12 protein-coding genes are annotated in these 12907 nt (G+C 58.1%); 10 read left to right on the top strand and 2 right to left on the bottom strand.

Going from position 1 to position 12907, the window contains the following annotated elements; genetic code table 11:
- The first annotated feature begins 138 nt into the window (after window positions 1-138).
- The 10 genes from E8K88_RS07285 to E8K88_RS07240 all read left to right on the top strand — a co-directional run bounded on the left by E8K88_RS07285 (window position 139) and on the right by E8K88_RS07240 (window position 10057).
- Window positions 139-588 carry a GNAT family N-acetyltransferase gene (locus E8K88_RS07285; protein WP_136405986.1) on the top strand — a complete coding sequence of 150 codons (450 nt, stop codon included), beginning with the start codon at window positions 139-141 and terminating at the stop codon, window positions 586-588.
- Window positions 589-930: 342 nt separating this feature from the next.
- Window positions 931-1638, top strand: a complete 708-nt coding sequence (locus E8K88_RS07280) for a LuxR C-terminal-related transcriptional regulator (RefSeq protein ID WP_136405985.1) — start codon at window positions 931-933, stop codon at window positions 1636-1638.
- Between the two features lie 176 nt (window positions 1639-1814).
- The gene (locus E8K88_RS07275) at window positions 1815-2612 is read left to right on the top strand and encodes a hypothetical protein (protein WP_136405984.1); all 798 of its coding nucleotides are present in this window, start codon (window positions 1815-1817) and stop codon (window positions 2610-2612) included.
- Window positions 2613-2619: 7 nt separating this feature from the next.
- The gene (locus tag E8K88_RS07270) at window positions 2620-3684 is read left to right on the top strand and encodes a sensor histidine kinase (protein ID WP_136405983.1); all 1065 of its coding nucleotides are present in this window, start codon (window positions 2620-2622) and stop codon (window positions 3682-3684) included.
- A 570-nt stretch (window positions 3685-4254) separates the two neighbouring features.
- A complete protein-coding gene (gene aroE / locus E8K88_RS07265; RefSeq protein WP_136405982.1) occupies window positions 4255-5151 on the top strand; it encodes a shikimate dehydrogenase in 897 nt (298 codons plus the stop codon).
- 60 nt (window positions 5152-5211) lie between these two features.
- Window positions 5212-5892, top strand: a complete 681-nt coding sequence (mtgA, locus tag E8K88_RS07260) for a monofunctional biosynthetic peptidoglycan transglycosylase (protein ID WP_136406025.1) — start codon at window positions 5212-5214, stop codon at window positions 5890-5892.
- A 115-nt stretch (window positions 5893-6007) separates the two neighbouring features.
- Entirely contained in the window at window positions 6008-6556 is a 549-nt protein-coding gene (ruvC, locus tag E8K88_RS07255) for a crossover junction endodeoxyribonuclease RuvC (RefSeq protein WP_136405981.1), read from the top strand.
- 169 nt (window positions 6557-6725) lie between these two features.
- A complete protein-coding gene (locus E8K88_RS07250) occupies window positions 6726-7985 on the top strand; it encodes a glycosyltransferase family 4 protein (RefSeq protein ID WP_136405980.1) in 1260 nt (419 codons plus the stop codon).
- Window positions 7951-8592, top strand: a complete 642-nt coding sequence (locus tag E8K88_RS07245; protein ID WP_205880040.1) for a phosphatase PAP2 family protein — start codon at window positions 7951-7953, stop codon at window positions 8590-8592. Before E8K88_RS07250 ends, E8K88_RS07245 begins: the two co-directional genes overlap by 35 nt.
- An 88-nt stretch (window positions 8593-8680) precedes the next feature.
- Entirely contained in the window at window positions 8681-10057 is a 1377-nt protein-coding gene (locus E8K88_RS07240) for a UDP-glucose dehydrogenase family protein (protein ID WP_136405979.1), read from the top strand.
- A gap of 135 nt (window positions 10058-10192) precedes the next feature.
- On the opposite strand, the gene lpxC is transcribed toward E8K88_RS07240, so the two are convergent.
- Window positions 10193-11119, bottom strand: coding sequence for a UDP-3-O-acyl-N-acetylglucosamine deacetylase (gene lpxC / locus E8K88_RS07235; protein WP_136405978.1), 927 nt, complete (start codon window positions 11117-11119; stop codon window positions 10193-10195).
- 428 nt (window positions 11120-11547) lie between these two features.
- Window positions 11548-12789: a cell division protein FtsZ gene (ftsZ, locus tag E8K88_RS07230; RefSeq protein ID WP_136405977.1), complete on the bottom strand. Its 1242-nt coding sequence runs from the start codon at window positions 12787-12789 to the stop codon at window positions 11548-11550.
- Between the last annotated feature and the right edge of the window lie 118 nt (window positions 12790-12907).

The following is a 12907-nucleotide window of genomic DNA, read 5'->3' as shown; positions in this document are numbered from 1 at the left end:
ATAGCCAGCCGCTGACGTGCTGCATGAACTGGCGCAGGACATGCGGCGGCACTCTTGTTTACCCACTGCCCTCGCCTGGCCAATGGGTGTTTGGTTGGCGCAAGAGATGCACCCTTACCACCCCTACAATCGAGTGCCATGAACTCCATCGAAATCCGCGCCATCGGCTTGCAAGACCAGGCCCAATGGCAAGTGCTGTTTAGCCAATACGCGCAGTTTTACAAAGTGGCTATCAACGACACCATCCTGGCTAGAAGCTGGGCTTGGCTGCACGACACAAGCCATCCACTACAAGCGCTTGTGGCGGTCTCTGCAGCGCATGGCTTAGTCGGATTGGCGCATTTTCGCGCCTGCCCCGATGCCTTGATAGGCCAGGACATTGGCTATCTGGACGATTTGTTTGTCGCCGCCGAGCACCGCGGTGCAGGCATCGCGCGTCGCCTCATTGAGGGTGTGCAAGCGATTGCACAAGCACAGCAGTGGCCGTTGGTACGCTGGGTAACAGCCAGCGACAACCACACAGCGCAGCGGCTCTATGACAGCCTTGCCGAACGCACGACTTGGCTGACTTACGATCTGAGTGCTTGATCACCATCCCACCGCAGACCGTGCGCGCCGAGATGATGGACAGGCTCTTAGAAAAAGAAAATGCAAAAAGCCGTCTGTAGCCAGAACTTACCGTAGGGGAAGTCGACATGCGGTTTGGCCAGACCGCTTGACGCCACATTGGGTTGCGCACTATCACCGCCTACCGCATTGCCAGAGGTGGCCCGAGCGGCTTGTCACACCAAAGGCCCAATACACAGCCATGTGCACAGCCATATGGTCTGCAGGCAGACGGGGCCGCACCCAAGAATCACCAATTTCAGGGATGGTCACCTACGCGCAAAACCTCAATAATGCCGCAACTCTGCACATTTAAAGGATCGTATGGAGACACACAAGCTCAGTGCTGACCTCGCACTGCCTGCCCCCGTTTTGGTGGTGGAAGACAACCCCTTGGTACGCAACCGACTAGAGCGGCTGTTGTTGCAGATGGGGTATGTACCAGATGCGCTGGTGATGGTCGGCTCGCTCAGCGAGGCACGCCGCTATGTGGCCGATGAGGCCGACCACGCCGTCTCACTGGCACTGATTGATTTAGGTCTGCCCGACGGCAATGGTGCCGAGCTGATTGCTGAATTGAACGCCAAAATTCCCAATTTACCGATGCTGGTGATTTCCGCCTGGAGCACCCAGGAAGCGATTTTGGCCGCGCTACGCGCTGGTGCCATCGGCTATGTACTCAAAGAGCGCGACGACCTGGAAATTGCCGTGGCCTTGCGCAGCGTATTGCGTGGCGGCGCGCCAATTGACCCGTTCATTGCCAGACGTATCATCGATGAGCTGCCGGCCCTGGCCGAAACACCTGCGCCTGCTGGTGACAGGCTACCTTCAGATGATGCCGGCCTGAGCCAGCGCGAGAGCACCATCTTGCACCTGGTCGTCGAAGGCATGAACAACCGCGAAATTGCAGAGCGCTTGTTTTTGTCACGCTACACGGTCGAGTCGCACATCAAGAATGTGTACCGCAAGTTGTCGGTGTCCTCACGCACCCAGGCTGCACATGAAGCGCGGCGGCGCAAATTGGTTGGTTAAGTGCCGTGGACAATCTCCGCGCAGCCGCGCAATGTTCAAAGAGCGCATTGCGCGGCTGCACGGAGATCATAAAGAGGCAGTATGAACTGGCGCAAGCAGCGCTGCCCCCATCAACGGCATTGCCGCCGCATGGTGACGATTTATTAAACCCCGACTCCTCTTAAGATTGGCCTGCGATGTCCCAAGACTATTTTGAGCCCACGCTGTTTGTCAAAGAACACAGCAGAGACCCCGTTGACCTCCAAAAAACGCCATTCTTTTGTATTGTCGATGGCAAGCCCGACTACCTGACGGAGTTGCCAAGCAACATCCTTGAAGTGCAAGAAGCACGCGCTGACGGCAGCGTCCGCATGGGCAATCCCTACCAGGTGTACGCACAGACCACAAGGGCGCCTGAGCCAGAGTATGGCGACCAAACCGAATTGCTGATTGATGCTACCAGCGTCCAGTACGCGCCCTTGATCGCCACCCGCGATACAGCAGCGGCTTTTGGCCTGACACTGATTGAGCCTGGCCAAGGCATTCGGATTCACGGCCCGACAGAAGACATGGCCCAAGCCCAATTTGAATACGGCCTATTTGCCGGTCACCGCTCGCCCTACCAAGGCACGGGCTTTCACATGCTGGGCCAGGTCTGCACCGATTTGGAATACCACGACTTCCCGCATGTCTTTGTCTCAACGGACCCCCATCAGCCGCGGGTGGTTTCGGTGGGCCGCTTCTGGAAGAAACTGAATACAATCTGTCTCGCGGACCTTTGGCTGCCCAGAGGCTTTGCCCTGTACTCCCCGTCTCGCGGCGACGGCATGCAGGCCGATTTTTTAGATTTGCACGGCACCCGCAACGCGGCCCTGGCCTGCTGGCCTGGACTCAAACAAGCCAGCATCCACACCCACACTTTACTGCGCGTTAAAGGCGGCTATTTTCACTGGTTCTGGAATGGCCTGCCCTCAATCCACCCACCCTTGACATGATTGCACCATGAGTGAAGCCTTAATTCGCTTGCGCACACTGGAGCCCAGCACCGACAACGGCCTGTACCAAACGCTGCTGGAGTCCACGCTGGCTATTCCCTTCAAAATTGACTGGGCCACTAAAAAATACGCCTACATAGGACCACAGATTGAAGCCCTGCTGGGCTGGAGTCCAGAGAGCTGGCAAACCGTCAACGATTGGGCCGAACGCATTCACCCCGATGAGCGTGAGTCCACCGTTTCGCGCTGCGTGGAGCTGTGCATCGCAGGCGTTGACCATGAAGCCGATTACCGCGCACTCACGGCCAATGGCCATTTCGTCTGGGTGCGTGAAGTCGTGCACGTGCTGTGCGACGAACAAGGCCAGACCACGGCTTTGATTGGCTTCACTTTTGATATCACAGAGCGGAAAAAAAACGAGCAGTTGCGCGCCGAGCTGGAGCAAGAGCAACTCGCCAACGCACGCTTGCAAGAGCGCTTGCGACTCACCCATGACCTGCATGATGGCCTGGGCGGCGCCTTGGTGCACATGATTGCGTTTGTCGAGCAAGGCGAAGGGGCGCTTGAGCGCGAGCAAATGCTCTCGATGCTCAAACTGATCCGCAACGATTTGCGCCAGACAATCGACAGCAACACTTCGCCGCAAGTCAAGGTACCGGCCTCGCAACAGGAATGGCTGGCACCACTGCGCCACCGTTTCTCTACACTGCTCGATACGCTGGACATCCAGTGCGACTGGCAGTTTGCCAATGCCTGGCGCACCGCACCGAACGCCTTGCAGTACCTGGCGATGACGCGCTTGATTGAAGAGGCCCTGACCAATGTCATCAAGCACAGCCAGGCCAGCCAGGTGCGCTTTTACTCGCACCAGCCCGAAGCCGATGTGCTGGTGCTGGAGATTGAAGACAACGGCGTGGGCTTTGATGTCGATGCCGTGGATGCCTCTGGCCTTGGGATTGGCATGCGCTCGATGGCCACCCGCATTGCCCGCGTTGGTGGCACGCTGCAGATCGAATCCAGACCTGGGCGCACGCTGCTGAGCACACGCGTGCAATTGAGCACGCCTGCTTGAACACGCCCACAGCAGCTTTCCGCTGGGCTACGAACATGCGCGCAAAAGCCAACAGATTGAATACTTTTGCCAGGATTTTCCACCACTTGCCTTATTTTCCCAAACGCAGTACAATAGCTGCTTGTCTGCGCAGACAAGTCGAATCTCACGCCGACACGTCAGCCATCTGGACGAGAAAAATAATGATGGCTGTAGGCTTTCGACCTACCGTAAAACGGTGACCGCGTAAGAGTCGCCGTCCATTATTTTGAAAAAAGCAGCCTTGGCTGCTTTTTTTATGCCTCTCACAGGGGCAAGGTGCATGCATTACATGCTTCCATGCTGGGCACATGTAGTTGGCGTATGGCCGCCTTGAGCGAGGATGCCCCACATTGCCATAGCGCAACAGCGCGTTCTCCTGCCCATGATGAACGCATTGCAGCCAGATGCGCCCTGAACAGGCCCTAATCTGGCGAGTGGCCTGCCATCGTGCGAGAATCGCAATGCACCCCAAGCAACCCATGCCCACCTGGCTTGTGCTGGCGCTTGTCTCGATTGCCCTTGTTGATTGCCCTTGTTAACGGCGTTGCCATGTCCGCACCTTTAGACCACACCTCCCCATCCACCGACCAGTATGTGGTGATCGGCAACCCGATTGCGCACAGCCGCTCACCGAGCATCCACCAGCAGTTTGCCGCCTTGACCAGTCAAAGCATGGCCTATGAGCGCTGCCTCAGCCCGCTGGAAGCCTTTGAGGCGACCCTGCACCAATTGCGCTTGCAAGGCATACGTGGTGCCAATGTGACCGTGCCATTCAAGCTGCAAGCCGCCGAGCTGGCCCATTGGCGCGACCCCAGAGTCACTCTGGCGCAAGCAGCCAACACGCTGGTGTTTGAGCCTAATGGCCAGATTCGCGCTTACAACACCGACGGGCTGGGCCTGGTGCGCGATATCGCCATCAATGCCAAGACCCACATCACTGGCCAACACCTGCTGCTGCTCGGTGCAGGTGGTGCCGCCGCGGGCGCTTTGGCACCCTTGATAGAACAACAACCGGCCTCGATTGCAATTGCCAACCGCACGCAGGCCAAGGCCCAGGAGCTGGTGCAAAGACACCAGGCCCTGGCCCAGCAATGGGGCGTGCCAATGCAAGCCTTGGCGCTGGAGAGCGTCGATAGCCATGCGCTGCCGCGCATCGACATTGTGATCAATGCCACGGCCAGCAGCTTGCAACAAGCGAGCTTGCCGATCAAGCGCCTCGATCAGCTGCTCAATCCCGAGGCCTTGGTCTATGACATGATGTACGGCCCTGCCGCTGCCCCCTTTTTGAGCTGGGCACAGCAGCAATGCCCGCAAGTGCACCTGCGTGATGGGCTGGGCATGCTGGTCGAACAAGCAGCCGAAGCGTTTGCGATCTGGCGTGGCGTGCGCCCACCTAGTGCCGACGTATTGCAAGCGCTGCGCCAGGAAATTAGCGCCAGCCACTGAGGCTGCTGCGCCCACACCGCCCAAAAGCCGTTGTTGCCTATGCCCGACTTCAAGCGCATTGTGCCCAGCCTAGGTCGCTGGTGCTCATTGGTATTGCTCGCTGGTGTCAGCCTGCAGCTGCTGTTTGCGCTGTCCATCGCCTCGATGAATTTGCGCCAGCCCCTGTCGACCGCGTTCCAGCGCAGCGCAATTTGGGAAAATTTGGCACAGGCGCGTGCGATTGAATGGCGCCACACGCCAGTGCCAGGCAAGCACATCTCTGACAATGCACGCAAGGCCGTGATCGCCTCGGAGGACAGTTTGTTCTTCTCCCACCGAGGGGCAGACTGGGCGGCGATTGAGCGCGCCTGGCAGCGCAATGCCCAGAACGACCGTATTTTGGGCGGCTCGACCATCACCCAACAATTGGCGAAAAACCTCTTTCTCTCCGGCGAGCGCAACATGCTTCGCAAAGGCCAGGAACTGGTCCTGGCCTGGATGCTGGAAGCCAGCCTGAGCAAGCAGCGCATTCTCGACCTCTACCTCAATCAGGTTGAATGGGGCGATGGCCTCTACGGCATTGAAGCGGCCGCGCGCCACTACTTCAACACCTCTGCAGATCGACTCAGCGCCACGCAGGCCGCACGTTTGGCGGTCATGTTGCCCCAGCCACGCCGCCTGGGCCAAAACCCCAATAGCGCCTATATGAACCAGCGCACAGCAACCATCACACGCCGCATGGGTGCCATTGAGATACCGTAGCCCTGGCACGGGCAGTTGCGCCCAGCGACCCTCAAACATCGGGCTGCACGCAAGCGCCCTACAATCTTGCATGCCCTTGAACTGGCCCCTCACTCTTTGATCTCCACTCTTATCCATGCGTATTCTTGGCATTGACCCAGGTCTTCAAACCACCGGCTTTGGCGTCATTGACGTACAAGGCCAGCATTTGCAGTACGTGGCCAGCGGCACTATTCGCACAACCAAGATGGAGCGCGGTGATCTGCCAGGGCGGCTGAAAATCCTGTTCGATGGGATTGTCGAAATCAGTGAGCACTACCAACCCGACCAGGCTTGCGTGGAGATTGTGTTTGTCAACGTGAACCCACAATCCACACTGATGCTGGGCCAGGCCAGAGGCGCCTGTCTGGCCGCACTGGTATCGCGCAATTTGCCGGTCGCTGAATACACTGCCTTGCAAATGAAAAAAGCCATGACAGGCTACGGCCGCGCGGCCAAATCTCAAATTCAGGAGATGACCAAACGCTTATTGCAATTGCCTGGTCTGCCAGGCACCGATGCAGCCGACGCGCTGGGCCTGGCAATCACCCACGCCAACGCCCACCGCACCCACAGCGCGGTCGAGCAAACCACGCCACTGCAACGCCGCCAGCATGCGATGTACCGCGCTGGCCGCAGCTACTAAGCGCCGATTCAGCGCCCACACCAGACCGCCCTGCACAGCGCATATGGGGAAGGCATTTGAACACGCGGCAAGAGCGTGTTCAACAGGCTTACCAGTGCTTACCCTAGGTCATATGAGATTCATTCAATTGTCACGATTTTTTCATTGAGCCTACCTACATTGGTATGTCATGAACAATGAACATGACTTCCAAGCAGCATCACGCACACCCGATGATCTGCATGACCAACGCAGGCCCTTGCGCGTTTGCCTGGTCACGGAGACTTTCCCACCCGAGGTCAATGGCGTGGCCATGACCGCAGGGCGGGTCATCAACGGACTGCTGGCAGCAGGCCACAAGGTTCATATTGTCAGACCCCGGCAACCCGAAGAAGACCGCACGCAACTGGTCAGCTTTGCCGACTTGCCCACCACCCTCGTCAGAGGCATTGGCGTGCCAGGCTACAACGGCATACGCTTTGGCCTGCCTTCTGGCAAAGCGCTGGAGAAAGCCTGGCGCCAGCAGCGCCCGGATGTAGTGCATGTCCTGACCGAAGGCCCGCTGGGCTACTCAGCCGTGCGCACGGCCCAGCGCCTGGGCTTGCCGATTGTCGGCGGCTACCACACGCATTTTGACCGCTATACCGAGCACTACCGTTTTGGCTTTTTGCGCCAGACCGTGACGAACTACATGGTGCGTTTTCACAATCGCTGCCATATCAACCTGGCGCCAACGCACGAGCTGGCCGAAGCCTTGATGGCCCAAGGCATGCAACAAGTGCGCGTGATGTCGCGCGGCGTCGACCGTGGCCTGTTCCACCCGCAATACCGCAGCGCCGCTTTGCGCACGCAGTGGGGGGTTGGCAAGGACGACTTGGTGCTGCTGTGTGTGGGCCGCCTTGCGGCTGAAAAGCAGCTCGACTGGGTCGTGCAAGCCTGGCAAGCAGTGCGCCAGCACAAGCCCTATACCAAACTGGTCTTGGTCGGTGGTGGCCCTGAATACCAGCGCCTGGCCAGCAGCTACCCCGATGTCATTTTGACCGGTCCTGTCAGCAGCCATGATCTGGGAGCGCATTACGCCTCTGCCGACTTGTTTGTCTTTGCCAGCATGAGCGAAACGTTTGGCAATGTGGTGCAAGAGGCGCTGGCCAGTGGTGTTCCGGTCGTGGGCTTTGACTACGCGGCCGCCAAAGAGTTGATCCGCCATGAGGTCAACGGCATTTTGGTGCCATTTGGCAACCGCCAAGCGCTGATTGATGCCACGGTACAAGCCGCCCAAAAACCCCAGATGCTGCGCCAAATGGCACGCCATGCCGCAGAGACCGGACGCAGCTGGAAATCCGTTTTGAACGATCTGATTGCCAACTACCACGATGCCATTGAACTGGCATCGTATGCAGACAGGAGTATGCAAGATGGGCCCCATACACAAGCCACTCAACACCTGTAATGAGGAACAAGCAACGCTCGAGCCGCCTTCCTTGCCCGACGCCAACCTGCAGTGGGCTGTGCTAGAGCCGCAGCTAAGCACTGGCACCGCCGGCACTGGCTTGGCGCACAAAGAGCTGCTGCTGTGCCTGGCCACGCAGCGCAAGCTCAAACACCCCGCGTTTTTGCAGCTGATGCGCATCGTCAGTCGCCTGGGCGATGGCGTGGCCTGGTATGCACTGATTGCCATGATTGCCATCAGTGGTGCGGACCAGTCGCAGCGCGCAGCGGTGTTGATGCTGGCAGTAGGCGCAGTCAGCCTGGTGCTCTACAAAGGCCTGAAAAAGGCCACTAGCCGCAAACGCCCGTATGTCCGCGATGGCCAGGTGGTCGCGCTGACGGCAGCGCTTGATGAATTCAGTTTTCCTTCTGGCCATACCTTACACGCCGTTGCCTTCACGACCGTGGCCTGCGCCTATTTCCCCATGCTGGCCTGGTTGCTCGTGCCATTCACCGCCTTGATTGCGCTGTCGCGCGTCGTGCTGGGCCTGCACTACCCCAGCGATGTATTGGCTGGTGCAGGACTTGGTGCCAGCCTGGCCACCACCACCTTGCTATGCGCGGCCTAAGAGCCTGTTCGTCATTTCCGCGGCTGCGTCGAAATGAGGAACTAACTCTAAGCCACACGCCGCCACCCATTCTCTAGGAGGACATGCTATGCGTATTGTTGTCATCGGAACCGGCTATGTAGGGCTGGTTAGCGCCGCTTGTTTTGCCGAAATGGGCCACCATGTGATCTGCGTGGACACCAATGCCGAGCGCATTGCGCAGTTGCGTGCTGGGCATGTCCCCATCCACGAACCAGGGCTCGATGGCATGGTGCACAACAACCACCAGCAAAATCGGTTGCATTTCACCACCGAGTTACGCCCCAGCTTGGCCAATGTCGACGTGTGCTTTATCGCCGTGGGCACGCCCTCTTGCGCCAACGGTGCGGCCGACACCCAGCACGTCTTTCAGGTCGCCGAAGAGTTGGGCAAATACCTGCCAAGCAGCTGCGTGGTCGTCAACAAATCCACCGTGCCGGTCGGCACGGCCGAGCGGGTCGAGCGCTGCATTGCCGAGCAGTTGGCGCTGAGACATGCCGCCTTCGCCGTGCCCGTCGCCAGCAACCCCGAGTTCTTGCGCGAAGGCTGTGCGGTCGAAGACTTTATGCGCCCCGACCGCATCATCATTGGCTCAGCCGATGCCCAAAGCGCCCAGGTGCTACAAAGCCTGTATGCGCCTTTTTTGCGTAAAAATCCGCGCCTGTTGATGATGGGCCGACGCGAAGCCGAACTGAGCAAGTACGCAGCCAATGCGATGCTGGCCACGCGCATCTCGTTCATGAACGAAATTGCCAGCCTGAGCGAATGCCTGGGGGTGGACGTTGAGTCGGTGCGCCTGGGCATAGGCTCGGACAGCCGCATTGGCTACGATTTTTTGTATGCAGGTTGTGGCTATGGCGGCTCGTGCTTTCCCAAGGATGTACGCGCGCTGATCCACACCTCGCAGCGCCACGGCCTGTCCAGCCATATTTTGCAAGCGGTCGAAGAGCGCAACACGATCCAAAAGGCGGGCTTGTTCATCAAGCTCAAGCTCCAGCTCGGTTATTTGGAAGGCCGCCGCATTGCGCTGTGGGGTCTGGCGTTCAAGCCTGGCACCGACGATATCCGTGAAGCGCCGGCGCTGCAGTTGCTGGAATCGCTGATGCATGCCGGCGCGCATGTCCATGCGTATGACCCGGTCGCTTGCGCCAATGTGGCCGAATACGTGCCCAAACAATGGCTGGACAGCGGCCAGCTGACACTCAATGCGGCCGATCCCTACCATGTGCTCGAGCGCGCTCATGCATTGGTGGTTGCGACCGAGTGGAAGCCGTTTCGCCAACCCGATTGGAAGCGCATTGCCGCATGCATGGACAAGCACATTGTCATCGATGGCCGCAATATCTACGATCCATTGAGCATGCAACAACATGGCTTTGTGCATGTGGGTGTGGGACGCGGCATCGCGCATTCCAGCGAAGCGGCTGCCCTGACCAATGCCGCCTAAGATCCAGCCCACCATCCCCCGGCGGTCTGCGCCGGGACGATAAACAGGCACTTTGCCAACAGATTTGAGCCCATATGGAAAAAGGCCCTTACGGGCCTTTTGTCATCGAATAGCAACGCGCTTATTCAGTGGCCATCACCAAGCCAGCGCCTGCTCGGCAGAGAAGCCTTGCGGCACCAGCTTTTCGTCCTCAAAGCTGACCAGCTCCCAGGCGTCTTCACGCGCCAGCAAGGCACGCAGCAATTGGTTGTTCATTGCATGGCCTGAGCGGTAGGCGCTGTATGAAGCCAACAAAGGCTTGCCCAGTACATACAAATCGCCAATCGCATCCAGAATCTTATGGCGCACAAACTCGTCGTCGTAACGTAAGCCGTCTTGGTTCAGCACTTTGTAGTCGTCCATCACGATGGCGTTGTCATAGCCCCCGCCCAGCGCCAGGCCGCTGGAGCGCAGCATCTCCACATCGCGGGTAAAGCCAAAGGTGCGTGCACGCGCAATTTCTTTGACGTAATGGCTTTGGCCCATGTCGAACTCAAAAATCTGGCCGGTCGAGTCCACTGCTGGATGGCTAAAGTCGATCTGGAAGCTGAGCTTGAAGCCGTTAAAGGGATCAAAGCGCGCCCATTTGACCTCGCCCAGTCTTTCGGTGCGCACCTCGACCGGTTTGGTCACCCGCACAAACTGCTTGGCTGCAGCTTGCAGCTCAATGCCCGCTTCGCGCAGCAAATACACAAAAGCCGCGGAAGAGCCGTCCAGAATCGGCACTTCTTCAGCCGTCAAATCGATGTAGAGATTGTCAATGCCCAGGCCTGCACATGCCGACATGATGTGTTCAATCGTGCTGATGCGCGCACCTTCGCGCCCAATGGTAGTGGCCATGCGGGTATCAAACACCGCCTCGGCACTGACCACAACTGGCTCAGGATTGGGCAAGTCCACCCGCGTAAACACAATACCGGTGTTGGCCGGGGCAGGACGCAAGGTCAGCTCGACACGTTGGCCGCTGTGCAGGCCAACGCCAACAGCTCGCGTGAGCCTTTTAATGGTTCTTTGAACTAACATAGTGTAATTTTACTGGGCATCGAGTCACGCTGTTCGAAACAGCCATCAAGCAAAAGTCTGTGATTGATTCGCTTGTTTGAGATCACAGTGATTGCAAGCCGTGCAGTGCGGCAGGCGGGTATCGCAGGTACCTAGTCACCAACCTGAAGCACGCCAAAGTGAATCCTTTTCGATCGCAACATCTGATAAAACGCCATATATTTCACTAAAACGCCCATTAGCCAACCCGGTTGACACAGCATCCGAGTTTTCTTGCCTTGAGAAGTTCAATTAACTATCCAAATAAATCTCATTCAATACTGCTAAAAACCCTTAAAAAACTGGGGATTGATCCGGCTGAGTAGAGACAAAAAAAGAGGGCAAAAGCCCTCTTACTGGATCAACTCAAGGCCCCAAAGCGGTGCGAAAGCTCACACAGCACAAGGCGCTTAATCAGCTTGTTTGCGCAGGAACGCTGGAATTTCCACATCGTCCATGCCGCCAGAGGACATCGCGTCGACTCGCGCTGAAGCGCTGCTGTCGCGCGGCGTGCGCCACACTGGGGGCACAGCCAGGCTGTCGTAGCTTGGGCTGCTGCGGCCCAGCAGTGCACTGCTGCCGCTGGTCAGACCGGTGACGCGGTGGCTATTGGCGCCGCCTTGCGCGGGCAGGTTGTCGGTACCAGTACGCAGCGTGCTTTGCACCATCGTCAGGTTTTGGCGGCGCTGATGGTGGTTGACCAGGCCGGTAGCCACCACCGTCACACGCAATTCATCCCCCAAAGCATCGTCGTATGCAGCGCCGTAGATCACGTGCGCATCTTCGGAAGCGTAGGCGTTGATCGTGCTCATGGCCAGACGTGACTCGGACAGCTTCAGGCTGCCGCGAGCAGCAGTCACCAGTACCAGAATGCCTTTGGCGCCCGACAGGTCGATGCCTTCGAGCAATGGGCAGGCAATCGCTTGCTCAGCCGCGATGCGCGCGCGGTCAGGGCCAGAAGCGCTGGCCGTGCCCATCATGGCTTTGCCTGGCTCGCTCATCACGGTTTTCACGTCAGCGAAGTCGACGTTCACATGGCCGTGTTCGTTGATGATCTCGGCAATCCCGCCCACGGCATTGCGCAGCACATCATTGGCAAAGCCAAAGGCTTCGTCTTGCGTGATGTCATCGCCATACACAGTCAGCAGCTTCTCGTTCAAAACCACAATCAGCGAATCCACGTTGCGTTCGAGCTCGTCCAGACCAGCATCGGCATTTTTCATGCGGCGTGGTCCTTCCCAGTCAAATGGCTTGGTCACCACGCCGACGGTCAGAATACCCATTTCCTTGGCCACACGCGCAATCACCGGAGCGGCACCAGTGCCTGTGCCACCGCCCATGCCGGCAGTGATAAAGAGCATGTTGGCGCCCTCAATCGCTTTGCGGATTTCATTTTCAGCCAAAACCGCTGCTTCACGGCCATGCTCTGGTTTGCTGCCAGCGCCCAAACCATTGCCACCCAGTTGAATGATGCGGCCAGCCGAGTTGCGCGACAGCGCCTGGGCGTCGGTATTGGCGCAAATGAATTCCACGCCCTGCACATTTTTCTCAATCATGTGCTGCACGGCGTTGTTACCACCACCGCCAACACCCAGCACCTTGATGCTAGTGCCTTGGGAAAACGACTCATTGTCAATCATTTCGATGCTCATACGTTGGCTCCTTGCGGTTTGGTGAAAGGGGTTAGAACTAAAAAAAGTGTTGAAATACGTTTGGGTTGACTCGCTGCCTTGAAAAAATACAAAGCCAGTTGCGATGGAGGCTCTAAGG

This window comes from Lampropedia aestuarii (genome assembly GCF_004803635.1).
In the GTDB taxonomy this organism is placed as follows: domain Bacteria; phylum Pseudomonadota; class Gammaproteobacteria; order Burkholderiales; family Burkholderiaceae_C; genus Lampropedia; species Lampropedia aestuarii.
Note: the sequence above shows the minus strand (reverse complement) of the source record. Positions and strands in the feature narration are given on the sequence as shown.

What these genes read in the sequence shown, in the direction of transcription:
- E8K88_RS07280 (WP_136405985.1), top strand. Translation starts at nt 931, where the DNA reads ATGGAGACACACAAGCTCAGTGCTGACCTCGCACTGCCTGCCCCCGTT.
- E8K88_RS07240 (WP_136405979.1), top strand. Translation starts at nt 8,681, where the DNA reads ATGCGTATTGTTGTCATCGGAACCGGCTATGTAGGGCTGGTTAGCGCC.
- ruvC (WP_136405981.1), top strand. Translation starts at nt 6,008, where the DNA reads ATGCGTATTCTTGGCATTGACCCAGGTCTTCAAACCACCGGCTTTGGC.
- ftsZ (WP_136405977.1), bottom strand. Translation starts at nt 12,789, where the DNA reads ATGAGCATCGAAATGATTGACAATGAGTCGTTTTCCCAAGGCACTAGC.
- lpxC (WP_136405978.1), bottom strand. Translation starts at nt 11,119, where the DNA reads ATGTTAGTTCAAAGAACCATTAAAAGGCTCACGCGAGCTGTTGGCGTT.
- E8K88_RS07270 (WP_136405983.1), top strand. Translation starts at nt 2,620, where the DNA reads ATGAGTGAAGCCTTAATTCGCTTGCGCACACTGGAGCCCAGCACCGAC.
- E8K88_RS07250 (WP_136405980.1), top strand. Translation starts at nt 6,726, where the DNA reads ATGAACAATGAACATGACTTCCAAGCAGCATCACGCACACCCGATGAT.
- E8K88_RS07275 (WP_136405984.1), top strand. Translation starts at nt 1,815, where the DNA reads ATGTCCCAAGACTATTTTGAGCCCACGCTGTTTGTCAAAGAACACAGC.
- aroE (WP_136405982.1), top strand. Translation starts at nt 4,255, where the DNA reads ATGTCCGCACCTTTAGACCACACCTCCCCATCCACCGACCAGTATGTG.
- E8K88_RS07245 (WP_205880040.1), top strand. Translation starts at nt 7,951, where the DNA reads ATGGGCCCCATACACAAGCCACTCAACACCTGTAATGAGGAACAAGCA.
- E8K88_RS07285 (WP_136405986.1), top strand. Translation starts at nt 139, where the DNA reads ATGAACTCCATCGAAATCCGCGCCATCGGCTTGCAAGACCAGGCCCAA.